The 25063-nt window shown below is 65.3% G+C and carries 27 protein-coding genes; 26 read left to right on the top strand and 1 reads right to left on the bottom strand.

Annotated elements, in window-relative coordinates; translation table 11 throughout:
• The first annotated feature begins 71 nt into the window (after nt 1-71).
• The 17 genes from hypF to hypE all read left to right on the top strand — a co-directional run bounded on the left by hypF (nt 72) and on the right by hypE (nt 15543).
• Entirely contained in the window at nt 72-2291 is a 2220-nt protein-coding gene (gene hypF / locus KAK09_RS01215; protein ID WP_210877010.1) for a carbamoyltransferase HypF, read from the top strand.
• 205 nt (nt 2292-2496) lie between these two features.
• Complete coding sequence (locus KAK09_RS01210; RefSeq protein ID WP_210877009.1) at nt 2497-3591, top strand: hydrogenase small subunit; 1095 nt, start codon at nt 2497-2499, stop codon at nt 3589-3591.
• 3 nt (nt 3592-3594) lie between these two features.
• Nucleotides 3595-5385, top strand: a complete 1791-nt coding sequence (locus KAK09_RS01205; protein WP_210877008.1) for a nickel-dependent hydrogenase large subunit — start codon at nt 3595-3597, stop codon at nt 5383-5385.
• A 12-nt stretch (nt 5386-5397) separates the two neighbouring features.
• The gene (locus KAK09_RS01200) at nt 5398-5583 is read left to right on the top strand and encodes a hypothetical protein (protein WP_210877007.1); all 186 of its coding nucleotides are present in this window, start codon (nt 5398-5400) and stop codon (nt 5581-5583) included.
• Nucleotides 5584-5592: 9 nt separating this feature from the next.
• Entirely contained in the window at nt 5593-6330 is a 738-nt protein-coding gene (gene cybH / locus KAK09_RS01195) for a Ni/Fe-hydrogenase, b-type cytochrome subunit (RefSeq protein WP_210877006.1), read from the top strand.
• Nucleotides 6331-6596: 266 nt separating this feature from the next.
• Nucleotides 6597-7205: a HyaD/HybD family hydrogenase maturation endopeptidase gene (locus KAK09_RS01190; protein ID WP_210877005.1), complete on the top strand. Its 609-nt coding sequence runs from the start codon at nt 6597-6599 to the stop codon at nt 7203-7205.
• A 3-nt stretch (nt 7206-7208) separates the two neighbouring features.
• Complete coding sequence (locus KAK09_RS01185) at nt 7209-7529, top strand: HypC/HybG/HupF family hydrogenase formation chaperone (RefSeq protein ID WP_210877004.1); 321 nt, start codon at nt 7209-7211, stop codon at nt 7527-7529.
• Between the two features lie 9 nt (nt 7530-7538).
• Complete coding sequence (locus tag KAK09_RS01180; RefSeq protein ID WP_210877003.1) at nt 7539-7916, top strand: thioredoxin domain-containing protein; 378 nt, start codon at nt 7539-7541, stop codon at nt 7914-7916.
• A gap of 10 nt (nt 7917-7926) precedes the next feature.
• Nucleotides 7927-8757, top strand: coding sequence for a hydrogenase expression/formation protein (locus KAK09_RS01175; RefSeq protein ID WP_210877002.1), 831 nt, complete (start codon nt 7927-7929; stop codon nt 8755-8757).
• On the top strand, nt 8754-9521 hold the full coding sequence (gene hybE, locus KAK09_RS01170) for a [NiFe]-hydrogenase assembly chaperone HybE (protein ID WP_210877001.1): 768 nt from the start codon (nt 8754-8756) through the stop codon (nt 9519-9521). Before KAK09_RS01175 ends, hybE begins: the two co-directional genes overlap by 4 nt.
• Before the next feature lie 3 nt (nt 9522-9524).
• Entirely contained in the window at nt 9525-10367 is an 843-nt protein-coding gene (locus KAK09_RS01165) for a hydrogenase expression/formation protein HupK (RefSeq protein WP_210877000.1), read from the top strand.
• Nucleotides 10367-10708, top strand: a complete 342-nt coding sequence (gene hypA, locus KAK09_RS01160) for a hydrogenase maturation nickel metallochaperone HypA (RefSeq protein ID WP_210876999.1) — start codon at nt 10367-10369, stop codon at nt 10706-10708. Before KAK09_RS01165 ends, hypA begins: the two co-directional genes overlap by 1 nt.
• Nucleotides 10708-11547, top strand: coding sequence for a hydrogenase nickel incorporation protein HypB (hypB, locus tag KAK09_RS01155; protein WP_210876998.1), 840 nt, complete (start codon nt 10708-10710; stop codon nt 11545-11547). The genes hypA and hypB overlap by 1 nt, the downstream gene beginning before the upstream one ends.
• Before the next feature lie 3 nt (nt 11548-11550).
• Nucleotides 11551-13029 (top strand): sigma-54-dependent transcriptional regulator, encoded by a 1479-nt coding sequence (locus tag KAK09_RS01150; protein ID WP_210876997.1) that lies wholly within the window; start codon nt 11551-11553, stop codon nt 13027-13029.
• Nucleotides 13030-13032: 3 nt separating this feature from the next.
• Nucleotides 13033-13323, top strand: a complete 291-nt coding sequence (gene hypC / locus KAK09_RS01145) for a HypC/HybG/HupF family hydrogenase formation chaperone (protein ID WP_210876996.1) — start codon at nt 13033-13035, stop codon at nt 13321-13323.
• On the top strand, nt 13320-14456 hold the full coding sequence (gene hypD, locus KAK09_RS01140) for a hydrogenase formation protein HypD (protein ID WP_210876995.1): 1137 nt from the start codon (nt 13320-13322) through the stop codon (nt 14454-14456). Before hypC ends, hypD begins: the two co-directional genes overlap by 4 nt.
• A gap of 64 nt (nt 14457-14520) precedes the next feature.
• Nucleotides 14521-15543, top strand: coding sequence for a hydrogenase expression/formation protein HypE (gene hypE, locus KAK09_RS01135; protein ID WP_210876994.1), 1023 nt, complete (start codon nt 14521-14523; stop codon nt 15541-15543).
• 4 nt (nt 15544-15547) lie between these two features.
• Here the strand turns inward: hypE and KAK09_RS01130 are convergent, their stop codons facing one another.
• Nucleotides 15548-16183 (bottom strand): PAS domain-containing protein, encoded by a 636-nt coding sequence (locus KAK09_RS01130; protein ID WP_210876993.1) that lies wholly within the window; start codon nt 16181-16183, stop codon nt 15548-15550.
• Nucleotides 16184-16417: 234 nt separating this feature from the next.
• Here KAK09_RS01130 and KAK09_RS01125 point away from each other — a divergent pair, with 234 nt between their 5' ends.
• The 9 genes from KAK09_RS01125 (at nt 16418) to phoU (ending at nt 25055) form a co-directional block, all read left to right on the top strand.
• Nucleotides 16418-17308, top strand: a complete 891-nt coding sequence (locus tag KAK09_RS01125) for a YicC/YloC family endoribonuclease (RefSeq protein ID WP_210876992.1) — start codon at nt 16418-16420, stop codon at nt 17306-17308.
• Nucleotides 17309-17355: 47 nt separating this feature from the next.
• The gene (gmk, locus tag KAK09_RS01120) at nt 17356-17997 is read left to right on the top strand and encodes a guanylate kinase (protein ID WP_210876991.1); all 642 of its coding nucleotides are present in this window, start codon (nt 17356-17358) and stop codon (nt 17995-17997) included.
• The gene (locus tag KAK09_RS01115; protein WP_210876990.1) at nt 17994-18515 is read left to right on the top strand and encodes a gamma carbonic anhydrase family protein; all 522 of its coding nucleotides are present in this window, start codon (nt 17994-17996) and stop codon (nt 18513-18515) included. The genes gmk and KAK09_RS01115 overlap by 4 nt, the downstream gene beginning before the upstream one ends.
• A 6-nt stretch (nt 18516-18521) precedes the next feature.
• Nucleotides 18522-19562 (top strand): ATP-binding protein, encoded by a 1041-nt coding sequence (locus tag KAK09_RS01110; protein ID WP_210876989.1) that lies wholly within the window; start codon nt 18522-18524, stop codon nt 19560-19562.
• Between the two features lie 144 nt (nt 19563-19706).
• Nucleotides 19707-20762 (top strand): substrate-binding domain-containing protein, encoded by a 1056-nt coding sequence (locus KAK09_RS01105; RefSeq protein ID WP_210876988.1) that lies wholly within the window; start codon nt 19707-19709, stop codon nt 20760-20762.
• 70 nt (nt 20763-20832) lie between these two features.
• Nucleotides 20833-22206: a phosphate ABC transporter permease subunit PstC gene (gene pstC, locus KAK09_RS01100; protein ID WP_210876987.1), complete on the top strand. Its 1374-nt coding sequence runs from the start codon at nt 20833-20835 to the stop codon at nt 22204-22206.
• Nucleotides 22207-22218: 12 nt separating this feature from the next.
• On the top strand, nt 22219-23499 hold the full coding sequence (pstA, locus tag KAK09_RS01095; RefSeq protein WP_210876986.1) for a phosphate ABC transporter permease PstA: 1281 nt from the start codon (nt 22219-22221) through the stop codon (nt 23497-23499).
• Between the two features lie 24 nt (nt 23500-23523).
• Nucleotides 23524-24321, top strand: coding sequence for a phosphate ABC transporter ATP-binding protein PstB (gene pstB, locus KAK09_RS01090; protein ID WP_210876985.1), 798 nt, complete (start codon nt 23524-23526; stop codon nt 24319-24321).
• A 14-nt stretch (nt 24322-24335) separates the two neighbouring features.
• Nucleotides 24336-25055 (top strand): phosphate signaling complex protein PhoU, encoded by a 720-nt coding sequence (phoU, locus tag KAK09_RS01085; RefSeq protein ID WP_210876984.1) that lies wholly within the window; start codon nt 24336-24338, stop codon nt 25053-25055.
• Nucleotides 25056-25063 lie beyond the last annotated feature (8 nt).

Raw genomic sequence — 25063 nt, 5'->3', positions numbered from 1 at the left:
CGGGGGCGCTGCCCCCGTCGCCGTTCCGGCGACTCCCCCGGGATATTTCGGGCCAGAAGAAGAGAAGGGCCATGATTGAAGGCTGGCGCATCCGCGTGCGCGGACAGGTGCAGGGAGTGGGCTTTCGCCCCTTCATCTGGCAACTGGCGCGCGAGATGGGGTTGCGCGGGCGGGTTCTGAACGATGCCGAGGGGGTGTTGATCGAGGCCGCAGGCGAAGGGCTGTTGGCGTTCGTGGCGGCCATTCCTCAACGCGCGCCGCCGCTGGCGAGGGTGGATGAGATGCGGCACGAGGCGGCGACGCTCGACCTGCCCGAGGGGTTCGAGATCGCGGCGAGCGGGGCGGCGGGGGCCGAGACGCGGGTGACGCCGGATGCCGCGAGTTGCGCCGCCTGCGTGGAGGAGATTTTCAGACCGGGACGGCGGCAGGGCTATGCCTTCACCAACTGCACCCATTGCGGACCGCGCTTTACCATCCTGCGGGGCCTGCCCTATGACCGGGCGCGCACGACGATGGCCGAGTTTCCGCTTTGTGACGCCTGCCACGCCGAATACGAGACCCCCGCCGACCGCCGGTTTCACGCGCAGCCGGTGGCTTGCCCGGATTGTGGCCCGCGCCTCTGGCTGGAGCCGGGAGGCGGCGATGCGATGGCCGGTGCGGTGGCCGTTCTGCGGGCGGGTGGTGTTCTGGCGATCAAGGGCCTGGGCGGATTTCACCTGGCCTGTGATGCGGGGAATGCCGAGGCCGTGACGCTCTTGCGCGCGCGCAAGCACCGCCCTGCAAAGCCCTTTGCGCTCATGGGCGGGCTGCCGATGATCCGGGCGCATTGCACGGTGTCCGAGGAGGAGGCGCGCTTGCTCAATGATCCCGCAGCGCCGATCGTCCTTTTGCGACGGGCGGGCGCGGGGCTGCCCGAGGCGGTCGCGCCGGGACAGGCCACACTTGGCTGGATGCTGCCCTACACGCCGCTGCATCACCTGCTGATCGACGCCTTTGGCGGGCCGCTGGTCATGACCTCCGGCAATCTTTCGGGCGAGCCACAGGTGATCGGCAACGCAGAGGCGCGCGAGAAGCTGGGCGGGTTCGCCGATGCGTTCCTGATGCATGACCGCGAGATCGCGCGGCGGCTGGACGACAGCGTCGAGCGTGCGCATCCGCCGATGATCCTGCGGCGCGCGCGGGGGCGGGTGCCGGGCACGCTGCCCCTGCCCGAGGGATTTGGCGATGCGCCACAGGTGGTGGCTTATGGCGGACAGATGAAGGCGGCGATCTGCCTTGTGAAGAACGCGCAGGCGTTGCTGGGGCATCATCTGGGCGCGTTGGATGAGGCGCTGAGCTGGGAAGCGTTCTTACAGGCGGATGCCGATTACGCGGGGCTTTTCGAGCACCGGCCCGCGTTGGTGGCCTGCGACCTGCACCCCGGCTATCGCGCCACGCAGCATGCCCGGACGCGCGGGCTGCCGGTCGTGGCGGTGCAGCACCATCACGCGCACCTGGCGTCCTGCCTGGCCGAGAACCTCTGGCCGCTAGATGGCGGGCCGGTGGCGGGTATTGTGCTGGACGGTCTGGGGTTGGGAGCGGATGGCGCGATCTGGGGTGGTGAAGTTCTGGTTGGGGATTACCGGGACTTCGTGCGACACGCCTGGCTGTCGCCGACACCCTTGCCGGGGGGGGATGCCGCGAACCGCGACCCTTGGCGTAACGCATTGGCACGGCTGGATCGGGCAGGCATGGGGGCGGTGGCGGATGCCCTTCTCGCGGAGCGCCCGCTCGCGCCCTTGCGCGCGGCGATGCGCGCGGGCGTCAATGCGCCGCTCTCCTCCTCTGCCGGGCGTCTCTTTGATGCCTTCGCCGCCGTGACGGGATTTGCGGGTGCGCAAGGATTCGAGGGCGAAGCGGCGATGTGGCTCGAGGCGCTGGCGCTGCGCGCCCCCGAAGGCGCCGGAACCTATCCGATCACCGGTGTGGCGGGGGCGCTCGACGACACGGCCCTCTGGCAAGCATGGCATGAAGACCATTGCCGGGGCACTGCGCCCGAGGTCATGGCGTGGCGCTTTCACGCCGGGCTGGCAGAGGCGTTTGCCCGCGCCGCGCGCGCCGCGGTCGCGGCGGGGGAGGCGCGTGCCGTGGCGCTATCGGGCGGGTGTTTCCAGAACGCGCTCTTGCAGCAGATGACGCGGGCCGCGCTTGGCGATGTGCCGGTGATGGTTCATCGCGTGACACCCGCCAATGATGGCGGGCTGGCGCTCGGGCAGGCGCTGGTGGCGGCGGCGCGGGTGGCAAGCGCCTGACCGGCGGGGCCGCAGGCTGGTTACGCTCTGGCCGGAACATGATGCCGTGTGACATCGTAATGCTTTGAAAAAACGATATATAAAACCTTTTGCCTGGGTCGGTCTTTTCGGTTTCCCGAAACCGCTCACGCTGCTCTCATGGATTTGGACGGGGTGCATGCTGCGGTATCCCGAGGGAGAGTGAACAAGCCGGGGAGGGCCAGCCTTGAGCCAGATCGAGACCTTTTACGACGTGATGCGCAGGCAGGGAATCACCCGGCGCAGCTTCATCAAATACTGTTCGCTGACCGCCTCGGCGCTAGGCCTTGGCCCGGCCTTCGTGCCAAAGATCGCCCACGCGATGGAGACCAAGCCGCGCACGCCGGTAATCTGGGTGCACGGGCTGGAATGCACCTGCTGTTCGGAGAGTTTCATCCGCTCGGCGCACCCGCTGGCGAAGGATGTGGTGCTGTCGATGATCAGTCTCGATTATGACGACACATTGATGGCAGCCGCCGGTCATGCCGCCGAAGAAGCGATGCGCGACACGATCGAGCGTTACAAGGGCCAGTATATCCTGGCGGTCGAGGGCAATCCGCCGCTCAACGAGGACGGGATGTTCTGCATCTCGGGCGGTAAGCCTTTCGTGGAAAAGCTGCGCTATGCCGCCAGGGACGCCAAGGCGATCATTTCCTGGGGGGCCTGCGCCTCCTATGGCTGCGTGCAGGCCGCCAAGCCGAACCCGACGCGGGCGACGCCGGTGCACAAGGTCATCACCGACAAGCCGATCATCAAGGTGCCGGGTTGCCCGCCGATTGCCGAGGTGATGACCGGGGTCATCACCTACATGCTGACCTTTGACCGCTTGCCGGAACTGGACCGGCAGGGGCGGCCGGCGATGTTCTACGGTCAGCGGATCCATGACAAGTGCTATCGCCGACCGCATTTCGATGCGGGGCAATTCGTCGAGGCCTGGGACGACGAAAACGCGCGCAAGGGCTATTGCCTCTACAAGATGGGGTGCAAGGGGCCGACGACCTATAATGCCTGTTCTACCGTGCGCTGGAACGAGGGCGTGAGTTTTCCCATTCAGTCGGGCCATGGCTGTATCGGCTGTTCCGAGGACGGGTTCTGGGATCAGGGCAGTTTCTATGACCGGGTGACCGACCTCACGCAATTCGGGGTCGAGGCCAATGCCGACCGGGTGGGTATGGCCGCCGCCGGTGTGGTGGGGGGGGCCGTGGCGGTTCATGCCGCCATCTCGGCGCTCAAGGCCGCGCAGAAGAAGACCCAAAGCCAAGCCAGCAAAGAGGAGGCGTAAGCCATGACCATGACCCCGAACGGCTATGACCTCGACACCACCGGCCGCCGCATCGTGGTGGACCCGGTGACGCGGATCGAGGGGCACATGCGCTGCGAGGTGAACGTCGATGACGAGGGCGTCATCCGCAACGCGGTCTCTACAGGCACCATGTGGCGGGGGCTGGAGGTTATCCTCAAGGGGCGCGACCCGCGCGACGCCTGGGCTTTTACCGAGCGGATTTGCGGGGTATGCACCGGGACGCATGCGCTGACATCCGTGCGCGCGGTCGAGGATGCTCTTGGCATCACCATCCCCGACAACGCCAATTCCATCCGCAACATCATGCAGCTCAATCTTCAGGTGCATGATCACATCGTGCATTTCTATCACCTGCACGCGCTCGACTGGGTGAACCCGGTGAACGCGCTGCGCGCCGATCCCAAGGCCACCAGTGAATTGCAGCAGGCGGTGAGCCCGTCGCATCCGCTCTCCAGTCCCGGCTACTTCAGGGATGTGCAGAACCGGCTCAGGAAGTTCGTGGAATCGGGGCAACTGGGCCTGTTCAAGAACGGATACTGGGACAATCCGGCATATAAATTGCCGCCCGAGGCCGATCTGATGGCCACGACCCATTACCTTGAGGCGCTCGACCTGCAAAAAGAGATCGTCAAGGTTCACACCATCTTCGGCGGCAAGAACCCGCATCCCAACTGGCTCGTGGGCGGTGTGCCCTGTCCGATCAACGTGCATTCCACCGGCGCGGTCGGGGCGATCAACATGGAACGGCTGAACATGGTCAGCTCCATCATCGATCTGTGCAACGAGTTCAATCGCAACGTCTATCTGCCCGATGTGATCGCCATCGGCGGATTCTACAAAGGCTGGCTGCATGGCGGTGGGCTGTCCTCGAAATCGGTGCTCGCCTATGGCGACATTCCCGAGCATCCCAACGATTTCTCGCCCGGGCAGCTCTACCTGCCGCGTGGAGCGATCATCAACGGCAACCTGGGCGAGGTCCATGACGTCGATGTGCGCGACCCCGAGCAGGTGCAGGAATTCGTCGATCATTCCTGGTATGAATACGGCACGCCGGGGCAGGGGCTGCATCCCTGGGACGGCGTGACCGAGCCACGCTTTGAACTGGGGCCGAATCTCAAGGGCACCAGGACCAACATCAAGCAGATCGACGAAGCCGCCAAATACAGCTGGATCAAGGCACCGCGCTGGCGCGGGCACGCGATGGAGGTGGGACCGCTGGCGCGCTATGTCGTAGGTTACGCCAAGGGCCACGAGGATATCCGCAATCAGGTGGATGGCCTTTTGCGTGCGCTCGATGTGCCTTTTGACGCTGTGTTCTCGACGCTGGGGCGCACGGCCGCGCGGGCGCTGGAATCGGAATATTGCGGTCGGTTGCAGAAGTATTTCTTCGACAAGCTGGTGCAGAACATCAAGAACGGCGACGAGAGCACCGCCAATATTGCCAAATGGGATCCTTCGACCTGGCCCAGGGAGGCCAAGGGCGTGGGCATGACCGAAGCCCCGCGCGGTGCGCTTGGGCACTGGATCAAGGTCAAGGATGGGCGCATCGAGAACTATCAATGCGTTGTGCCCACGACCTGGAACGGCAGCCCCCGTGACACGGCGGGCAATATCGGGGCGTTCGAGGCATCGTTGATGAACACGCCCATGGAGCGGCCCGACGAGCCGGTGGAGATCCTGCGCACGCTGCACAGTTTCGACCCCTGCCTTGCCTGCTCCACCCATGTCATGTCGCCCGAGGGCGCGGAACTGACCACCGTCAAGGTTCGTTGAGGAGGAGAGACCATGAAACACGCCGTGATCATCTGGCTGGCCAGCGCGGGCGGCGCATTTGCGCATGAAGGCCATGACATGACCCTGCCGCAGGAGGGGGCGGTGCATTGGCTGATGGCCCCTGTCCACGCGCCGGGGCTGGTGTTGCTGGCGGTGGTGCTGGCGGGGCTGGCGCTTTTGCGCGCCCGCCGCCGTTGAGGGCGTGCCATGAGCACCCCGCAAGCCGGACTTCACGACGCTGACGAGGCCGATATGGCCACGGTCAGCCGTCAGACCAGTGTCTATGTCTACGAGGCACCCGTGCGCCTCTGGCACTGGATTAACGCGCTGGCAATCCTGACGCTCGTCCTCACCGGCTACTTCATCGGAGCGCCGCCGCCCTCGATGCAGATTGCCGAGGCCACGCATCAGTTCGTCTTTGGGTATATCCGCTTCGCCCATTTCGCGGCGGGCTGGATCCTGACCGTGGGATTCCTGGGACGCATCTACTGGGCGATTTTCGGCAATCACCATGCGCGGCAACTTTTCTACCTGCCGATCTGGAATGGCCGGTGGTGGCGCGAGGTGTTCTTCGAGGTCCGCTGGTATCTTTTTCTCGAGAGCGAACCCAAGAAATACATGGGCCACAACCCCCTCGCGCAATTGGCGATGTTCTGTTTCATCACGCTGGGGGTATCGTTCATGATCGTCACCGGCCTCGCGCTCTATTCCGAGGGGTTGGGCAAGGACAGTCTGCTTTATGCGATGTTTGGCTGGGTGTTCACGCTGTTCGGCAACAACCCGCATTATGTGCACACCTATCATCATCTCGGGATGTGGTGGATCGTGATCTTCATGATCATTCATATCTATGTGGCGATCCGCGAGGATATCATGAGCCGCCAATCCATCGTCTCGACGATGATCTCGGGACACCGGACGTTCAAGGACGACCGCCCCGATTGACCGGGTCTCCATGCGGACGAACGGGCAGGCCATGCGCCTGCCCGTTGGTATTTCAGGCATCGGGTTGGGAAATGGATACTTATCTTCCATAAATTATGAAAAATGATCGAAAACTATCCATATTGGTCTGCCGACTGTCACCTAATATTCCATTAAACACTTGTTTTAAATTGATTTTATCAACAACGCGCAATTCAGCTTTTTCCGTATGCCTGCGCACAGGGCCCGTCCCATTCTGACCGGGAGGAGACAGGGGAGGAAGCGGGATGCCGCCACGGGTGCTCATTCTCGGCATTGGCAATGTGCTTTGGGCCGATGAGGGCTTTGGCGTGCGCTGCGTCGAGCGGCTGGCGGCGCGCTGGTCATTCCCCGATTGTGTGACGCTTCTCGATGGCGGCACGCAAGGCTTGTATCTTTTGCCGTTTCTCGAAGATGCCGACCGGTTGATCGTGTTCGATGCGGTCGATTACGGCCTCGCGCCCGGCATGCTCAAGATCGTCGAGGATGACGCCGTGCCCGCCTTCATGGGCGCCCGGAAGATGAGCCTGCATCAGACAGGCTTTCAGGACGTGATCGCCACGGCGCAACTGATGGGCTATTGCCCGGAGCGCCTGCTGCTGATCGGCTGTCAACCCGAGGAACTGGAGGATTACGGCGGAGGGTTGCGCGATGTCGTGGCCGCCCGGATCGACCCGGCGATCGCGGTGGCGCTTGAGCGTCTGCGTGGCTGGGGGATCGAGGCACGAGCGGGGCAGGGCGACGAGCGCCTGCTGGCCGATGCCGCCATCCGGCAAGACGCGTATGAGGCGGGCCGCCCGAGCGAAGAGGCGGCGTGCCGGGTGGGCGATGCGCGTTTTCTGCCGGGGCGGGGCTGAACGATGTGCGTGGGCATTCCCATGCGGGTTCTCTCGGTCGAGGGGATCGCCGCGCGCGCCACGGATGGCGAGGCGGAGGCGTTGATCGACTTGAGCCTGACCGGCCCGCTTGCCCCCGGCACATGGGTGCTGACCCATCTTGGCGGGGCGCGCGAGGTACTGGAAGAGGCAGAGGCGCACAAGATCGCCGCCGCCCTGCGCGCGCTCAGATCCATCATGGCCGGGGGCGGGGCTGGCGACGCCTTTGCCGATCTCGAGGCGTGCCCTCCCGCCCTGCCGCCCCATCTGCGCGCCGCCGCCGCGGCCGGCCGCACCACCGGATAGGAGACCCCCATGCATCCGCTCATTACCCGCCTCATCACCGATCTCGGCTGGCCGCTTCTTGACAGTCAGGAGGCGCTCGACGCCTTTACCGCCCAGCCCGGCGCACATGCGCTCTTTGTTCCCGGCGACGCCGTGCGCAACCTCGAGACAGCGGATGTGGCGGTGATCCTGCCAGAGCTGGCGATGGCCTTTCAGGGCCGGTTCGATTGCGCCGTGGTGGGCGATACGGTGGAGGCGGGCCTGCGCACGGCAACCGGTGTGCTGAAAACACCCGGCGTGATCTTTTACCGCGCGGGCCGCTTTGTCGGCGGGATCGCCAAGGTGCGTGACTGGGACGAGTATCTTTCGCGGATCACACAGATCCTGTCGCGCGCCGACGCCGCCTGAGAGGAGCGATATGACCAGCGATTTCATCCTCCCGCCCATGGGGTTCGGCCCCGGATCGCAACCCGAGGAAGGCGGCCCCGCCTTTCTGCCGCTGCCGCAGGACATGCGCGCCTATTCTCCCCGCATCCCCGAAATCGCGTTGGACGACCGCCTGACCCCCGCGCTTGACCTGCTCGGGCGCGTAGCCGGGGCGGCGGCGGAGGTGGGGCAGGGTGCTGCGCCGGTGCGAATCGACCTTTCTCGGCTCGATTCCGCCAACCGCGCACTGGTGGCCGAGACGCTCGGCGCGGGAGAGGTGGCAATCAAGGTGCAGGGCCGCCCCGCGCTTGCCATTCAGGAAAGCGTCTTTGCCGGGGTCTGGGCGGTGAAGGGCGCGGGCGTGGACGTGATCGAGGTGGCCCCCGTGCCCGAGGTCGCGCGCGTCCACGCCTTTGCGACGCGCCGTCCCGGCACGGGCGCGGCGACGCCCAGATCGCCGCAGGTGGTGAACGCGCCCCCGATCCTCGTAGAGCTTGTGGGCAAGTCAGAAGGCTTTGCCCCGACCCTGCCGGTTCATGTGGTGAACCTCACGCTTCTGCCTCATACGGAGGCCGATCTCGACTGGCTCGATCAGGCACTTGGGGCCGGGTCGGTCGATATCCTGTCGCGCGGCTATGGCAACTGCCGGATCACCGCGACGGCGCTGCCGCATGTCTGGCGGGTGCGGTTCTTCAACTCGATGGACGCGCTCATTCTCGACACGCTCGAGGTGACCGCGATGCCCGAGGTGGCGCTTGCCGCGCCCGAGGATCTGAGCGACAGCGCCGCGCGCCTTGTCGAGGTGCTGGAGGCAATCCAATGAGCGGGTTCGAGGGGTCCTATCTCGGCGCAAATGACCGGATCAGCGCGCAGGCGGTGATGGAGTGCAAGATCTGCTGGACGCCCTATGATCCCGCCGAGGGCGATGCGACACGGCAGATCGATCCCGGCACGCCCTTTGCCGCGCTGCCCGATGACTGGTCCTGCCCCGGCTGCGAAGCGCCCAAGGCGCAGTTTCTCGTCAATCACGATCCGGGGTCCGAGGCGGTGCAGGAGGCGGCGCGGGTCGCGGAACGCACCGCCGCGCTGGTGGCCGATTTCACCGAAATCTGGCATGCCAAGATGCGCGATGTACCGATAGTCAACAAGCTCTTGCAGGTCGAGGCGGTGGGGTTTCGGCTGCATGAGGGGCGGCCGCTGGGCGTGCTCGTCTCGCCGTGGTTCATGAACCTCGTGCTGCTGGCGGGCGAGGGCGAGGACTGGTCCGGTCTTGTGCCCGGCGCGAAGGAGGTGATCGGCTTTGCCTCGGGTGAGTATGAGTTCATCCACAACGTGCGCGAGATGGTGGGCGGCTACAAGGCGTGCGCGCTTTTCTCGCCGATGGGCGAGTTCCACAGCCAGGCGCAGGCGGTCGAGGTGGCGCGCGCGGTTATGGCGGCGCTGTTCGACGCGGCCAACCGCGCCGGGACGGACCGCGCCGCCGATATTCGCACCACACGCGAGGCAGAGCTTGCGCCGCCGCCCGATCTGTCCGGGATGCACGTGGCCCCCAGCCGCCGTGCTGTGATCACCGGGGGCATGGGCTAGGCGATGCTGGACCGGGCGGATATCCCCTCCGGGTTTCGCGCGATCCCCGCGCCGCCCATGCCGCTGGCGCGGCTGGTCGAAGGGCGGCCCGTCGAGGAGGTGGCCGAGATACTGCCGCGCCTTTTCAACCTTTGCCGTGTCGCGCAATCGGTGGCGCTGCGGCTGGCGCTTGGCCTGCCGGCGGGGGATATGGCCGGGCTGTCAGAGGAGATTGCCCGAGATCACCGGCTGAAACTCGGGGTGATCTGGCCCGCGCGGCTTGGGCTGGGCCGGTTGGCCTTGCCGCTCTGGTCGGAGGGCCTGCCCGAGACGCCCGAGGCGTTTGACGCCTTCATCAGCGGTGTAGCCCCGCTTGCCACGGTTCTGCGCGCGGTGCGGGACGGTTTCACGCCCGGTCTGGCCTGCTGCGCGCCCTTGCCAGAGGTGGTGGCGGCCACTGCTCTCGCGGCGACGGCACAGGAAAACAGCCCCGCCGCGCGGCATCTGACGCACCCCGTGATGCGCCGGATCGAGGAGACGGACGGGCGCGGGCCGCTCTGGCGTGTTTTTGCCCGCGCGCTGGATCTGGCGGCGGTGACGCGTGGCGCGCTGCCCGCGCCGCAACTCATCGGCCCCGGCGCGGCGCTGGTGCCCGCCGCGCGCGGCCTTTACGCTGTGCGGGCCGAGGTGCGTCGGGGCCGTGTCATTCGCCTGACGCGGGTGACGCCGACCGACCACCTGCTTGCCCCCGAGGGGATCATGGCGCAGTCGCTTGCCAGCCTCCCCGCCACGGCGCATTCTGAGGCACGGCTTGTGGCGGACCTGCTCGATCCCTGCGCGCCGGTCACGATCGAGGGGGGCGCGTGATGCACGAGATGTCGCTGGCCGAGGGGATCCGCCGGGTGATCGAGGATCAGGCCCGCGCCCATGCTTTCGCGCGGGTCACCTGCCTGCGGGTCGAGATCGGGCGCTTTGCCTGTGTCGAGAAACCGGCGCTGGAATTCGCCTTCGAGGTGGTCATGCGAGGCAGTCCCGCCGAGAACGCGCGGCTGGAGATGATCGACCTGCCGGGACGGGCGATCTGCTATGATTGCACGCGCGAGGTGGAGATCATGGCGCGGCTTGATCCCTGCCCGCTCTGCGGCGGTGGCAGGCTGATGCCCGTGGCAGGCGAGGAAATGCGGATCAAGGATATGGAGGTGATCTGATGTGCACTGTCTGCGGCTGCGGAACCGGCGCGGAGCAGGGGCATTCCCGTTCTGACGCGCATGGCCATTCCCACGATCATGCGCATGGCCATGGCCACGATCATTCCCATGGTGGTCTGCATTTCGGCCATGGCCCGGCGGGCACCGAGGTGCCGGGGATGTCACAGGTGCGGCTGATCGAGATCGAGACCGATATTCTGGCGAAAAACGGTGTTCACGCCGAGGCCAACCGGGCACGGCTGGCGGTGCTAGGGGCGTTCGCGGTCAATCTGGTCTCCTCGCCCGGATCGGGCAAGACGACGCTTTTGTGCCGCACCATCGAGGCGCTTGGCACGCATCCGCTGGCGGTGATCGAGGGCGATCAGCAAACCTCCAACGATGCCGAGCGCATCCGTGCCACCGGCGCGCAGGCGGTGCAGGTCAATACCGGCAAGGGCTGTCATCTAGACGGGCATATGGTCGGGCACGCGATGGACCATCTGACGCTTGCGCCGGGCGGTTTTCTGTTCATCGAGAATGTGGGTAATCTGGTATGCCCCGCCGCATTCGATCTGGGCGAGGATTGCAAGGTGGCGATCCTGAGCGTAACCGAGGGCGAAGACAAGCCATTGAAGTATCCCGACATGTTCACCGCGTCGCGGCTTGCGCTTCTCAACAAGGTCGATCTGGCCCCATATTGCCATGCCGATCTCGACGCCTATGAGCGCAACCTGCGCCGCGTCAATCCCGCCATCGAGGTGATCCGCGTCTCGGCCGCCACCGGGGCGGGCATGGATATCTGGCTCGACTGGCTGCGCGGCAGTCTTGCGCGCAAGGCGGCGCGGACGGCGGCGGAATAGGTCATGGCAAGCGCGCTGCCCACCCTGCTGCTGGTCGATGACGAGGCACATGCGCTCAACGCGATGCGCATGGCGCTGGAGGATGAATTCGACTGCCTGACCGCGCCCGATGCCGAGGCCGCGACACGGCTGATGGAGGAGAATTACGTTCAGGTGATATTCTGCGACCAGAGGATGCCGGGGCGCTCTGGGGTGGAGTTTCTGACCGAGGTGCGCGACCGCTGGCCCGATGTTGTGCGCATCATCATCACCGGCTTTACCGAGACCAATGACATGATCGCGGCCATCAACCGGGCGGGGATCTACCAGTTCCTGACCAAGCCCTGGCACCCCGACCACCTGCTCATGACCGCCAAGAACGCGACCCAACTGTTCCGGCTCAACCGCGAACATGCGCAGATGTCGCTGGAAATGCGCCATCTGCCCCGCAGCATGGAGGCGAAACTTGCAGATCAGCGCCGCGCGCTGCGCGAAGGGCTGGGATTCGAGTCGGTGCTACGCGCGCCCAATTCGCCGATGAACGCGGTGATCGAACAGGCGCGGCAATATGCGAGTTTCGACGTGCCGGTGCTCATAACCGGCGCGCCGGGCACGGGCAAGGCGGCGCTTGCGCGGGCGATGCATTACGCCTCCTTGCGCGCGGACCGGCCCTTTCACGAGATCGACGTGACCGGCGTGTCGGACGACATCCTTGAGGTGGAACTGTTCGGTGCGCGGCGCGGGGCGGTGACGGGCAGCCCCATGAGCCGCATCGGCCTTGTGCAGAAAGCCGACCGGGGCACGCTGTTTCTCAACGGTTTGCACGATCTGAGTCCGCGGATGCAGCTTGTGCTCTTGCGGCTGGCGACGGAGGGCGCCTGGCGCCCGCTCGGCGCGCATGAGATGAGCCGCAGCGATATCCGCCTCATCGCCGGGGCGGGAATCGATCTGCGCGCCGAGGTTGCGGCGGGGCGGTTTCGCTCGGATCTCTACTATGCGCTGGCGCGGGCGACGCTTGTCGTGCCGCCGCTGGCGGAGCGCCCGGGTGATCTGGGTATTCTCGCGCAGAGCCTGCTGTTTGACGCGGCGCGCGCCCATGGCAAGCCGGTGCAGGGCCTTTCGGAAGATGCGATCCGCTTTCTCGAGCAGTATGACTGGCCCGGCAACCTGCGCGAACTGGAGAACGAGGTCACGCGGATGCTGATATTCTCGCAGGACGCGCTGCTCGGGCCGGAGTTGATCTCGCGGCATATCCTTCAGGCGGTGCCGGGGCGGGCGGGCAGCGATCCGGCGCTCGACGCGGTGCTGACGGCGCGCGGCCCGCTCAAGACCCGGGTCGAAGAGATCGAGGCGCGCATCCTGCGCGAAACGCTCACGCGGCTGAGATGGAACAAGAGCCGCGCCGCCGAGGAGCTTGGCCTGAGCCGGGTGGGCCTGCGTGCCAAGATCGACCGCTATGATATCCGCGCACCCGGCAGGGCCGCGCAATCGGAGGAGGACTGAGCCATGTGTCTGGGAATTCCGGGGCAGATCATCGCCGTGACCGATCCCGCGCGCCTGATGGGGATGGCAGAGGTGTCGGGCGTGCGCCGCGAGGTGAGCCTTGCCTGTATCGCCACCGGCCCGCTCGAGGATCTGGTGGGGCAATGGGCGCTTATCCATGTCGGCTTTGCCATGGCGCTGATCGACGAGGATGAGGCCGCGAAAACGCTGGAGGCGCTGCGCGGCCTTGGCGAGGCGCAGGAGACGCTGGCGGCGATGGCCGAGGGCGCGGCGGCCCTGGAGGGACGGGCATGAGACATACGCAGGAATTCCGCGACCCGCAGGCCGCGCGCGCGCTGCTGGCGCGGATCGCCGAGAGTGCCGAGGCGCTGGGTGCCACACCGGAGAACCCGGTGCGCATCATGGAGATCTGCGGCGGGCATACCCATGCGATCTTTCGCTACGGACTGGACAAGCTGACCCATCCGGGGATCGAGTTCATCCACGGCCCCGGCTGCCCGGTTTGCGTGCTGCCGATGGCGCGGGTGGATGAATGCGTGCAGATCGCCGAGGATCCGCGCGTCATTTTCACCACCTTCGGCGATGCCATGCGCGTGCCCGGAACGCGCAAGAGCCTCATGCAGGCCAAGGCCGACGGCGCGGATATCCGCATGGTCTATTCGCCGCTCGACGCGCTGGAAATCGCACGACGCAATCCGGGGCGCGAGGTGGTGTTCTTTGGGCTCGGCTTCGAGACGACGACGCCCTCGACGGCGCTTTCGATCCAGCAGGCCGCAGCCGAGGGACTGAGGAATTTCAGCGTGTTCTGCAACCACATCACCGTGCCGCCGCCGATCAAGGTGCTGCTCGATGATCCGCATATGCGCCTTGATGGCTTTGTCGGGCCGGGGCATGTCTCGATGGTAATCGGTATTCACCCTTATGATTTCATCCCGCGCGACCACGGCAAGCCCATCGTCGTGGCCGGTTTCGAGCCGCTCGACCTGTTGCAATCAGTGCTGATGGTGCTGCGCCAGATCTGCGAAGGGCGCGCCGAGGTTGAAAACCAGTATGCCCGCGTCGTGCCCGAACATGGCAATCCGGTAAGCCTTGCGGCCATTGCCGATGTCTACGAGCCGCGCCCCTCTTTTGCGTGGCGGGGTCTGGGTGAGATCGACGAAAGCGGGCTGCAAATCCGCCCCGCCTATGCGGATTATGACGCCGAGGTGAAATTCGGCATCGGTTACGCGGCCGAAAGCCGCCATGTGGAAGAACCCGAGGGCTGTGCCTGCGGGGCGGTGATGACGGGGCGGATGAAGCCGGTGGCCTGCCCGCAGTTCGGGCGCGGCTGCACGCCCGAGATGCCCCTGGGCGCGCTGATGGTCAGCTCCGAGGGGGTGTGCGCGGCCTATTACCAGTATGGCGGCGCGCGGGCGGAGGCGGGGTAGGGGGCGCTGCCCCCGTCGCGCCCATGGCGCGACTCCCCCGGAGTATTTTTGGAAAGATGAAAGCATGAGTTTGAGGGAAACGCGGATCACGCTGGCCCATGGCGGTGGCGGCAAGGCGATGCGGGAGTTGATCGAGGACGTGTTCTGTGCGGCCTTCGCACCCGAGGCGATGGAGGATCAGGCCCGGCTGATGACCGACGCGCTTCAGCAGCCGGGCGCCCGGCTCGCGTTCACCACCGACAGTTTCGTGGTTGATCCTGTGGAGTTTCCCGGTGGCGATATCGGCAAGATCGCGGTCTGTGGCACGGTCAACGATCTGGCTGTGGGTGGCGCGGTGCCGCTCTGGCTGTCGGCGGCGTTCATTCTGGAAGAGGGGGTGGAGGTGGCGCTTTTGCGGCGGATCGTGGCCTCGATGCAGGCGGAGGCGCAGGAGGCCGGTGTGCGGATCGTTACCGGCGACACCAAGGTCGTCGGGCGGGGCATGGCCGACAAGGTCTTTGTCACCACCGCCGGGGTAGGGGTGATTCCGCCGGGCCGCGACCTGGCTGCGGCCCATATTTGTCCGGGCGACATGGTGCTGGTCAACGGCGTGCTGGGCGATCACGGCGCGGCAATCCTGGCGGCGCGCGGCGACATGGCGCTGTCGTCTGATATCGTATCGGACTGCCAGGGGCTGGGGCATCTGATGGCCGCCGTTCTGGTGGCGGCCCCCGGCACACGGGCGGCGCGCGACGCGACGCGGGGCGGAGTAGCCTCGGTGCTCAACGAGATGGCCGAGGCGGGGGGCTGCGGCATCGAGATCGACGAGGCGGCGCTGCCCTTGCGCCCGCAGGTGCGGGGGGTCTGCGAGATCCTCGGGCTCGACCCGCTTTACCTCGCCAATGAGGGTACGCTGGTTCTGGTGGTGCCCGAAGCCGAGGCCGAGGCAGCGCTTGCTGCCATGCGCGCGCGGCCCGAGGGCGCAGACGCGGTGGCCATCGGACGGGTGACCGGGGGACCGGCGGGGCGGGTCACGATGCGCACGCTTTTTGGCGGCGCGCGCATCGTCGATATGCTCGTGGGCGAGCAACTGCCCCGGATCTGCTGAGAGATCAGGTGACAAGCCGCAGATTGGGGCGGTCTCTCGGGTCAACACGCAGCGCGGTGCCTGTGCCCGCGATCACCGAGAAGGGCGCAGGATGCGTTGGCTCTGTAAGCGGCTGCACCTGCGCGCTGTCGATGGTGAAACGGCGCGCGGGCCGGCCGATATGGCCATGGGTCACGAGGCAGCCAAGCGCGCGCGACACGTCACCGAGATCGCTGCGCAGAGGCAAGAGCAGCATTGTCCCCGAGAGTGCGGGACGTCCCAGCCCGGCGCCGCTGTGAAGCCCGAGGCGCAGGGTTGCCGGCCGGTCGAAAAGATCGACGAGATGGAGCGCGAAAGACTTGCGCGCGGCGGGGGCGATGAAGCTGCACAGCGGCATGCCGCGCACCTCCATGCCCATCAGGTCGCTCAGGTGCATTCCCGCGATGCGCAGCCGCACGACACCCGGCGCGATGCGTTCGGCGATGAAGGCGTTGGACAGGAGCGGCTCGATCCGGCGCGGATCGATATCGGTCCGCTTGGGCACGTCCTGCCCTTTGCGGCATGCCTCCCAATGGGCACGGAAGGCGCGCAGATGCGCCTCGGTGCGAGCGCGCGCGCCGCTGTGTTGCGCCGCGTCGCTTTGTCTGTGTTCGTCCCACATCGTTGCACCTCACACCCTTGTCAAAGCCGCGATTCCGGCATCCCAGGAGCCCGGGCCGCGACGACACGCCAGCGATTGCCCCTCTGTTCGATGTCTTGAGAGTGCCACGATTTGCTTCGCATGTATCTAAAATTCGCGGTATCTGGTTAACCGCGAACCGGGAGCGGCAGTGCTTGCCAGCGGGGGTGGCAATGGCTAGGAGAGGGCAGCATCATCATCGGAAATGAGGCCCGCATGCTGCGATCCATGACTGCCTTTGCCACCCGGTCCGGGGCACGGGGGGACTGTGCCTGGACATGGGAGATGCGCGGCGTCAACGGCAAGGGGCTTGATCTGCGGTTGCGTCTGCCCGAGGGAATCGAGGGGTTGGAGGCGGCGCTGCGCGTGGCTGCGGGCAGGCGGCTGGCGCGCGGCAATGTGACGGCAAGCCTGCGGCTTCAATCGGCCGCGGCGGCGGCGGGGCTGGTGCTCAACGAGGCCGCGCTCGACGCCGCGCTGGCCGCTCTGGCAGAGACTGAACGGCGCGCCGACGCGCGGGGGCTGACGTTCGCACCGGCGACGGCGGCGCAGGTTCTGGGGCTGCGTGGCATTCTGGAACCGGGCGAGGCAGTGACGGCGCAGGCCGACCTCGCCGAGGTGCTTGCCGCCGATTTCGATGCGCTGCTGGCAGAGTTCACGGCCATGCGCGAAACCGAGGGCGCGGCTCTGGCCGAGGTTCTTGCAGGGCAGATTGACAGGATCGAGGCGTTGACCGGGGGCGCGGGCACCATGCTTGCCGCCCGCGCCGAGGCGATTGCCGAAAGCCATCGCGCGGCGCTGGCGCGGGTGATCGAGAAACCCGCCGAGATCGCCCCCGAACGGATCGCGCAAGAGCTGGCGCTCGTGGCGGTGCGGCTCGATGTGACAGAAGAACTGGACCGGCTCCGCGCCCATGTGGCGGCGGCGCGCGACCTGCTGGCGCAGGGCTCGCCGGTGGGGCGCAAGCTGGATTTCCTTGCCCAGGAATTCATGCGCGAGGCCAACACGCTCTGTTCCAAGGCGCAGAACGCGGGGCTGACGGCGATCGGACTCGAACTCAAGACGGTGATCGACCAGATGCGCGAACAGGTTCAGAATGTGGAATAGGCGGAGGGGGTGGACTTGAGTATCGTCACCAAGATGAAAGGCCAGGCATGAGCACGCGCCGGGGCCTTCTGATCATCCTGTCCTCGCCCTCGGGGGCGGGGAAATCGACGTTATCGCGGCGGTTGCTGGACTGGGATCCGAGTTTGAGCTTTTCGGTCTCGGCCACCACGCGCGCGCCGCGTCCGGGCGAAGTGGCCGGACGGGATTATCATTTTCTGACCGAGGAGGCGTTCAAGCACGAGGTCGCGGCGGGCGAGATGCTGGAGCACGCACATGTCTTCGGCAATTTCTATGGTTCGCCCAAAGGAGCGGTGCAGGTGGCGATCGAGGCCGGGCGCGATGTGTTGTTCGACATCGACTGGCAGGGGGCGCAGCAGATTCGCAACTCGGCGCTTGGCGCGCATACTTTGTCGATCTTCCTGCTGCCCCCTTCGATCCGCGAGTTGCACCGTCGCCTTCAGGAGCGCGGGCAGGACAGCGCAGAGGTGATCGCGCGGCGGATGCAGAAAAGCTGGGACGAGATAAGCCATTGGGACGGCTATGATTTCGTGCTGGTCAACGAGGATCTGGATACCACCGAGGCGCGCCTGCGCACGATCATCGAGGCGACGCGGTTGCGCCGGACCCAGCAGCCCTGGCTTACCGACCATGTGCGCGCGCTGCATGCCGAATTCGAGGAGACACGATGACCATTTATGCGCTCGACGGACACGCGCCGCAGATCGACCCCGACACATGGATCGCGCCCGATGCCAATGTGATCGGCAAGGTGGTGCTGGAGGCCGGGGTGTCGGTCTGGTTCGGCTCGACCCTGCGGGGTGACAACGAGGTGATCCATATCGGGTCCGGCACGAATGTGCAGGAAGACACGGTGATGCATACCGATATGGGGTATCCGCTGATGATCGGGACGGGCTGCACCATCGGGCACAAGGTGATGCTGCACGGCTGCACCATCGGCGAGAATGCGTTGATCGGCATGGGGGCGACTGTGCTCAATGGCGCGAAGATAGGGCGCGATTGCCTGATTGGCGCAGGGGCGCTCATCACCGAGGGCAAGGAGATCCCCGATGGCAGCCTGGTCATGGGGGCGCCGGGGCGGGTGGTGCGCGCCCTCGACGAGGCCGCGATCGCCCGACAGCGGGCGACGGCGCTGCATTACCAGGAGAACATGCGCCGGTTTCGCGCCGGGCTGAGCCGGGTCTGAGCGCCGATGAAGGGCTTTGCCTCGGTTCTGGCAGGGATGCCGTTCGCGGCGCTGCTCATCGGCCCGGACGAACGCATCCAAGCCGTCAATGATGCTGCCCGCGACATGCTGGGGCAGGGTATCGAAGGGCGACATTTCCTGACGGCGTTGCGGCAACCGGATGTGCTGGAGGCGATCGAGCAGACCACGCAGGACGGGCAGGCGCGGCGCAGGATTTTCCAGACATCGGAGGCGGGACGCGACAGCACCTTCCAGGTGCATGTGGCGCATGTGGATGCCGGCGAGACGGCGCGCGGGGTGTTGGTCAGCTTCGAGGATCTGACCGAGCGCGAGCAGGCGGCGCAGATGCGTCGCGATTTCGTGGCGAATGTGAGCCACGAGTTGCGCACGCCGCTGACCGCGCTCATGGGGTTCATCGAGACGCTGCAAGGGCCAGCGCGCCACGATCAGGCCGCCATCGACCGCTTTCTGGGCATCATGGCGCGCGAGGCGGCGCGGATGGAGCGGCTTGTGCATGACCTTCTGTCGCTGAGTCGGGTGGAGGGTGAGGAACGTGTTCGCCCGCGCGAACCGGTCGATCTCGCGGGGGTGATCGCCACGGTGATGACAATGCTCCGCCCGCTGGCGCGGGATCGCGGATGCGTGCTGCATTTCGAGGGGGCCGAGGGCTTTGTCGTGCCCGGCAACGCCGACCAGTTGCAACAGGTCTTCACCAACCTTGTAGAGAATGCGATCAAGTATGGCGGGCCTTCCAACCGTGTCGAGATCACGCTCGATCATCACGAGCGCGACGCCACACTCAGAAGCCCCGCGATCATCGCCAGCGTGCGTGATCATGGCCCCGGCATTGATCCGCTGCACATTCCCCGCCTGACCGAACGTTTCTATCGCGTGGACACGCATCGCTCGCGCGAGATGGGGGGGACGGGGCTGGGCCTTGCCATCGTCAAGCATATCGTCAACCGCCATCGCGGGCGGTTGCGCATCGCATCAGAGCCGGGGCAGGGCAGCACATTCACCGTGATTCTGCCCCGTTGGAGCGGGTGACCCGGATTTTTCGGGACAATTCGCGGACTGTCATAAAACCGTTACCAAAGTGTAACAAAAGGGTCGCCGTAACCGCTTAGCACGGGGCGAGACAGGCCGCCACGAGCGGACGTCTCTGAACCGAACCGAACCTGGGAGCGTTCCATGACCTTTCTCAAGACTACCGTTTCCGCCGCTGCGCTTGCGGCCCTTGCAGCAGGTGCCGCTCAGGCACGCGACGAGATCCGCATCGTCGGCTCATCCACCGTGTTCCCCTATACGCAGGCTGTTGCCGAACAGTTCTCGAACGTCACCGGCGCGCCCTCGCCCATCGTCGAATCGACCGGCACCGGCGGCGGCATGAAGATTTTCTGCGGCGGCATCGGCGAAGGCCATCCCGACCTCACCGGCGCGTCGCGCGCGATGAAGCCGTCGGAATGGGAGCTTTGCGCCACGAATGGCGTGACCGATGTGACCGAGGCGCTGATCGGCTATGACGGCCTGTCGATCGCGATTTCGCGCGCCGCGCCGAACGACTGGGATCTGACGCTGGAGCAGGTTTTCCTTGCGCTGGCCGCCGAACTCCCGACCGCCGATGGCTGGGTTGCCAATCCCAACAAGAAATGGTCCGACATCGACGCCAGCCTGCCCGACATTGCAATCCTCGCCTATGGCCCGCCGCCGACCTCGGGCACGCGCGACGCATTCGTGGAACTGGCCATGCACCCCGGCTGCGAAGCGCGCCCGGCGATGAAGGCCCTCAAGGAGGCTGACAAGGACGCGCACAAGGCCGCCGTCAAGGAAAAGTGCTCGCTGATCCGGCAGGACGGCCCCTTTGTGGACGCGGGCGAGAATGACAACCTGATCGTTCAGCGCCTCAATGCCGATCCGAACGCCATGGGCATCTTTGGCTATTCGTTCCTCTATGAGAACATGGATGTGCTCAAGGCCGTGAACATCAACGGTGTTGCGCCGTCCTCGGACAGCATCGGCGATTTCTCCTATCCGATCTCGCGCCCGCTCTACTTCTACGTCAAGAACGCGCATCGCGGCGTGATCCCGAACCTTCAGGAATTCATCGAGGAATACATGTCCGATGACGCGATGGAGCCGGGCGGCTATCTGTCCGAGCGCGGCATGGTCGTTCTTCCCGATGATGTGCGCGCAAAGACGCAGGATGCCGTGATCAACGGGGAATCCATGGCGGTTCCCCAGTCGTAAGGCAAAGCTGACCCCCAACCGCCCGGCCCCCGCGCCGGGCGGTTTCCTACCCCTCCCGAAAGACCAAGCCATGACCACCGCTGCCTTTCTCTGTCTCTTCGTGCTGGCCGTTGCGGGCTATGTGTGGAACCGGCAGGCTGCCTCGGCCATTCGTGCCGATGGCACCCGGCTCCATTCACTCGAAGGGTTTCACGGGTTCTACTCGCTTCTGACCGTGCTTGTGCCGGTCATTGTTCTCATTCTTCTGTGGTTGGTGTTTCAGGGGCCGGCAGTCGATTCGATCCTCAAGGCCGGGCTTGCCGACCGGCTGGCAGGGCTTGGCACCGGCGAGGTGCAATTGATCCTGGCCGAGATCAAGTCGATCTCGCGCGGGGCGGTGTTCGGCACACCGGAGCAATGGAAGTTCGACGCGGCGGAGAGGTATCTCGCGCTCAACGCGCGGGCGGATCAGTTGCTTCTGGTGCTGGTCCTGGCGCTGTCGCTCACGCTCGTCGTGCTGAGCCGCCGCAAGGTCGCGGCCGAGTTTCGCGCGCGCCATGGCGTTGAGCGGATTATTTCCGGGCTGATGATTTTCTGTTCCGTTGTGGCGATCTTCGTCACCGTCGGGATCATCGCCTCTCTGCTGTTCGAAACGGCCCGCTTCTTTGCCAAGGTTCCGGTGACCGAGTTCCTCTTCGGCACCAACTGGGAGCCGCAGATCCCGCTGCGCGAGGATCAGGTCGCCGCTGCCGGTGCGTTCGGCTGGCTGCCGGTGATGCTGGGCACGCTGGTGATCACCGTCATCGCGCTTTTTGTCGCGGTGCCGGTGGGGCTGATGTCCGCGATCTATCTCAATGAATTCGCGCCCAAACGTCTGCGCGCCGTGGCCAAGCCGTTCCTTGAAATCCTCGCCGGTGTGCCGACAGTGGTCTACGGCTTTTTCGCCATCCTTGTCGTGGCCCCGGCGATGCGCAGTTTCTTCGCCGCCATCGGTGTCGATGTCTCGCCCAATATCGCGCTTGCGGCGGGCAGCGTGATGGGGATCATGCTCATTCCCTTCATCTCGTCCTTTGCCGATGACGCGCTCTCGGCGGTGCCGCAGTCGTTGCGCGACGGGGCGCTCGGCCTTGGCGCGACGCGGGCAGAGATGATGACGACCGTGCTTTTCCCCGCCGCCATTCCAGGCATCGTCGGCGGCATCCTGTTGGCCGTGAGCCGCGCCATCGGTGAGACGATGATCGTGGTCATGGCTGCGGGCCTCATCGCCAAGATGACGATCAATCCGCTCGACAGCGTGACCACCGTCACCGTGCAGATCGTGACGCTGCTGATTGGTGACACCTCCTTTGACAACCCCAAGACGCTGGCTGCCTTTGCGCTCGGGATGATGCTGTTCATCGTGACGCTGGTGATCAACATTTTCGCTCTGCGCATCGTGCGCAAATACCGCGAAGCCTATGATTGAGGACTTGGCCCAATGACCGATCTTTCCACACAGGATGCTCCGTTCGCCGGGTCTGGCTCCAGCCTAATGAGGCGGCGCAACCGCCGGCAGGTGATGCTTCAGGGCCTTGGCCTTGCCGCGATCAGCTTTGCCGCGCTTATGCTCTTCGTCCTCATCGCCTCGCTGGTCTCGACGGGCTACAAGGCCTTCATCCAGACCCATATCACCGTTGAGGTGTTCGTCGATCCCGAGGAGATTTCCGTCGAGAAACTGCCGCGCGGAGGATTTCGTGACGTGCTACTGGCGAGCCTGCAAAAGGAATTCCCCGATGTCGAGGGACGCGCCGAATTGCGCAGCCTGCAAAACATCTTCTCCAACGGCGCACAATTCCAGTTGCGCGACATGGTGTCAGCGGATCAGTCGCTCATCGGCCAGACCGTGACGCTCCGCGCCCCCGTTTCTGACCCGTTCGACCAGTTGGCCAAGGGTCTTGTGAAGCGCGAAACGCCCGAACAGCTGCGCCGCGTGAGTGATCGGGAAATCGACTGGTTCGACACGCTCGACGCGGCCGGCAAGATCAGCCAGCCGGTCAACTGGGGTCTCATCACAAACGCCGACTCGCGCTTTCCCGAACTTGCGGGTCTCAAGGGCGCGCTCGTGGGTTCGTTCTGGGCGCTGCTTGTGTGTTTCCTCATCTCCTTTCCGCTCGGGATCGGCGCCGCGATCTATCTTGAGGAATTCGCCCCAAAAAACAGGTGGAGCGACCTTATCGAGGTGAACATCAACAACCTCGCCGCCGTGCCCTCGGTCGTGTTTGGCCTGCTTGCGCTTGCGGTGTTCATCGGCTGGTTCGGGATGCCGCGCTCGGCCCCCATCGTCGGCGGCATGACGCTTGCGTTGATGACCATGCCGACGATCATCATCGCCACGCGCGCGGCCTTGAAGGCGGTGCCGCCCTCGATCCGCGAGGCAGCCCTCGGGGTCGGGGCCTCCAGGCATCAGGTGGTGTTCGGCCATGTGCTGCCTCTGGCCATGCCGGGCATCCTCACAGGCACCATCATCGGTCTGGCGCAGGCGCTTGGCGAGACCGCACCGCTGCTGCTCATCGGGATGAATGCCTTCATCACCTCGGCGCCGACCTCGCCCTTTGACAGCGCCACCGCCCTGCCCACCCAGATCTTCATCTGGGCCGACAGCCCCGAACGCGGGTTTGTCAGCCGCACCTCGGCTGCTATCCTGGTGCTGCTGACCTTCCTGATCACGATGAACGCCGTTGCCATCTATCTGCGCAGCAAGTTCGAGCGCAAATGGTAACCCGGACCCGAGAGGACAGCGCAAATGTATGACACGCCCACCCTGGAGAGAACCGTGGACAGCAATACAGTAAAATTCTCGGCCCGCGATGTGCATGTGTTCTACGGCGAGACCGAGGCCATCAAGGGCGTGGATATCGATATCCTCGACAACACCGTGACCGCCTTCATCGGGCCGTCGGGCTGTGGCAAGTCCACCTTTCTGCGCTGTCTCAACCGGATGAACGACACGATCGACATCTGCCGCGTGACCGGAAAGATCCTGCTCGACGGGGCCGATATCTATGACAAGCACATCGACCCGGTGCAACTGCGTGCCAAGGTGGGCATGGTGTTCCAGAAGCCCAACCCGTTTCCCAAGTCGATCTATGACAACGTGGCCTATGGCCCGCGCATCCACGGCCTTGCCCGCACCAAGGCCGATCTTGACGTGATCGTCGAGAAATCGCTGCGGCGCGCCGCGCTCTGGACCGAGGCCAAGGACCGGCTGAACGAGCCGGGCACCGGGCTTTCAGGTGGCCAGCAGCAACGCCTGTGCATCGCTCGCGCCGTCGCCACCGCGCCCGAAGTTCTTCTGATGGACGAGCCGTGCTCGGCGCTTGATCCCATCGCCACCGCGCAGGTGGAGGAACTGATCGACGAGTTGCGTCAGGAATATTCGGTGGTGATCGTCACCCACTCGATGCAGCAGGCCGCGCGCGTCAGCCAGAAGACCGCGTTCTTCCATCTTGGCGATCTCGTGGAATTCGGCGAGACCGGCCAGATATTCACCAATCCCAGGGATCCGCGCACGGAAAGCTACATCACCGGGCGCATCGGCTGAGGCAAGGACCAGACATGACCGATCAACAGCATATCGTTTCTTCCTTCGATCGCGACCTCGAGACCATTCAGGCCCAGATCATGAAGATGGGTGGCATGGTCGAGCGCGCCATCGCCGATGCCGCGCGCTCGCTCGAGAGCCGCGACGAGGAACTGGCCGATGAAGTGCGCGGGCGCGACAAGGCCATCGACGCGCTTGAAGAGCAGATCAACGCCGAGGCCGCCCGTGTGCTGGCGCTTCGCTCGCCCACAGCAAGCGACCTGCGTCTCGTGCTGAGCGTGATCAAGATTTCTGCAAGCCTTGAGCGCATCGGGGACTATGCCAAGAACATCGCCAAGCGCACCTCCGTGCTTTCGACAATGGCACCGGTCAACGGCTCTCCGGCCGCGCTGCGGCGCATGGCGCGCGAGGTCGAGGAGATGCTCAAGGACGTGCTTGACGCCTATATCCAGCGCGACGCGGAGCTGGCGTATGAGGTGATCAACCGCGATCAGGACGTGGACCAGATGTATAACGCCATCTTCCGCGAGTTCCTTACCTTCATGATGGAAGACCCGCGCAACATCACCCCCTGCATGCACCTGCATTTCATCGCCAAGAATACCGAACGGATGGGCGATCTGGTCACGTCGATTGCCGAGCAGGTGGTCTACCTGGTTCTCGGGCACATGCCGGACGAGCCGCGCCCCAAGGGCGACAAGACATCGTCCGATCCCTCTATTGCCCCGGCCTGAAAAGGAGT

It is taken from the genome of Roseovarius autotrophicus (genome assembly GCF_018069895.1).
Classification (GTDB): Bacteria; Pseudomonadota; Alphaproteobacteria; order Rhodobacterales; family Rhodobacteraceae; genus Roseovarius; species Roseovarius autotrophicus.
The sequence above is the reverse complement of the archived record's forward strand: the minus strand, read 5'-3'. Positions and strand labels throughout refer to the sequence as shown.

Excerpts from the sequence above, each read along its gene's own strand:
- hypA (WP_210876999.1), top strand. The coding sequence starts at position 10,367 with ATGCACGAGATGTCGCTGGCCGAGGGGATCCGCCGGGTGATCGAGGAT.
- KAK09_RS01125 (WP_210876992.1), top strand. The coding sequence starts at position 16,418 with ATGCTGCGATCCATGACTGCCTTTGCCACCCGGTCCGGGGCACGGGGG.
- KAK09_RS01180 (WP_210877003.1), top strand. The coding sequence starts at position 7,539 with ATGCATCCGCTCATTACCCGCCTCATCACCGATCTCGGCTGGCCGCTT.
- KAK09_RS01185 (WP_210877004.1), top strand. The coding sequence starts at position 7,209 with ATGTGCGTGGGCATTCCCATGCGGGTTCTCTCGGTCGAGGGGATCGCC.
- KAK09_RS01200 (WP_210877007.1), top strand. The coding sequence starts at position 5,398 with ATGAAACACGCCGTGATCATCTGGCTGGCCAGCGCGGGCGGCGCATTT.
- hypB (WP_210876998.1), top strand. The coding sequence starts at position 10,708 with ATGTGCACTGTCTGCGGCTGCGGAACCGGCGCGGAGCAGGGGCATTCC.
- KAK09_RS01175 (WP_210877002.1), top strand. The coding sequence starts at position 7,927 with ATGACCAGCGATTTCATCCTCCCGCCCATGGGGTTCGGCCCCGGATCG.
- gmk (WP_210876991.1), top strand. The coding sequence starts at position 17,356 with ATGAGCACGCGCCGGGGCCTTCTGATCATCCTGTCCTCGCCCTCGGGG.
- KAK09_RS01190 (WP_210877005.1), top strand. The coding sequence starts at position 6,597 with ATGCCGCCACGGGTGCTCATTCTCGGCATTGGCAATGTGCTTTGGGCC.
- hypC (WP_210876996.1), top strand. The coding sequence starts at position 13,033 with ATGTGTCTGGGAATTCCGGGGCAGATCATCGCCGTGACCGATCCCGCG.
- hypF (WP_210877010.1), top strand. The coding sequence starts at position 72 with ATGATTGAAGGCTGGCGCATCCGCGTGCGCGGACAGGTGCAGGGAGTG.
- pstB (WP_210876985.1), top strand. The coding sequence starts at position 23,524 with ATGTATGACACGCCCACCCTGGAGAGAACCGTGGACAGCAATACAGTA.
- KAK09_RS01165 (WP_210877000.1), top strand. The coding sequence starts at position 9,525 with ATGCTGGACCGGGCGGATATCCCCTCCGGGTTTCGCGCGATCCCCGCG.
- KAK09_RS01205 (WP_210877008.1), top strand. The coding sequence starts at position 3,595 with ATGACCATGACCCCGAACGGCTATGACCTCGACACCACCGGCCGCCGC.
- KAK09_RS01130 (WP_210876993.1), bottom strand. The coding sequence starts at position 16,183 with ATGTGGGACGAACACAGACAAAGCGACGCGGCGCAACACAGCGGCGCG.
- phoU (WP_210876984.1), top strand. The coding sequence starts at position 24,336 with ATGACCGATCAACAGCATATCGTTTCTTCCTTCGATCGCGACCTCGAG.
- hybE (WP_210877001.1), top strand. The coding sequence starts at position 8,754 with ATGAGCGGGTTCGAGGGGTCCTATCTCGGCGCAAATGACCGGATCAGC.
- cybH (WP_210877006.1), top strand. The coding sequence starts at position 5,593 with ATGAGCACCCCGCAAGCCGGACTTCACGACGCTGACGAGGCCGATATG.
- hypE (WP_210876994.1), top strand. The coding sequence starts at position 14,521 with ATGAGTTTGAGGGAAACGCGGATCACGCTGGCCCATGGCGGTGGCGGC.
- pstA (WP_210876986.1), top strand. The coding sequence starts at position 22,219 with ATGACCGATCTTTCCACACAGGATGCTCCGTTCGCCGGGTCTGGCTCC.
- KAK09_RS01110 (WP_210876989.1), top strand. The coding sequence starts at position 18,522 with ATGAAGGGCTTTGCCTCGGTTCTGGCAGGGATGCCGTTCGCGGCGCTG.
- pstC (WP_210876987.1), top strand. The coding sequence starts at position 20,833 with ATGACCACCGCTGCCTTTCTCTGTCTCTTCGTGCTGGCCGTTGCGGGC.
- hypD (WP_210876995.1), top strand. The coding sequence starts at position 13,320 with ATGAGACATACGCAGGAATTCCGCGACCCGCAGGCCGCGCGCGCGCTG.
- KAK09_RS01115 (WP_210876990.1), top strand. The coding sequence starts at position 17,994 with ATGACCATTTATGCGCTCGACGGACACGCGCCGCAGATCGACCCCGAC.
- KAK09_RS01150 (WP_210876997.1), top strand. The coding sequence starts at position 11,551 with ATGGCAAGCGCGCTGCCCACCCTGCTGCTGGTCGATGACGAGGCACAT.
- KAK09_RS01105 (WP_210876988.1), top strand. The coding sequence starts at position 19,707 with ATGACCTTTCTCAAGACTACCGTTTCCGCCGCTGCGCTTGCGGCCCTT.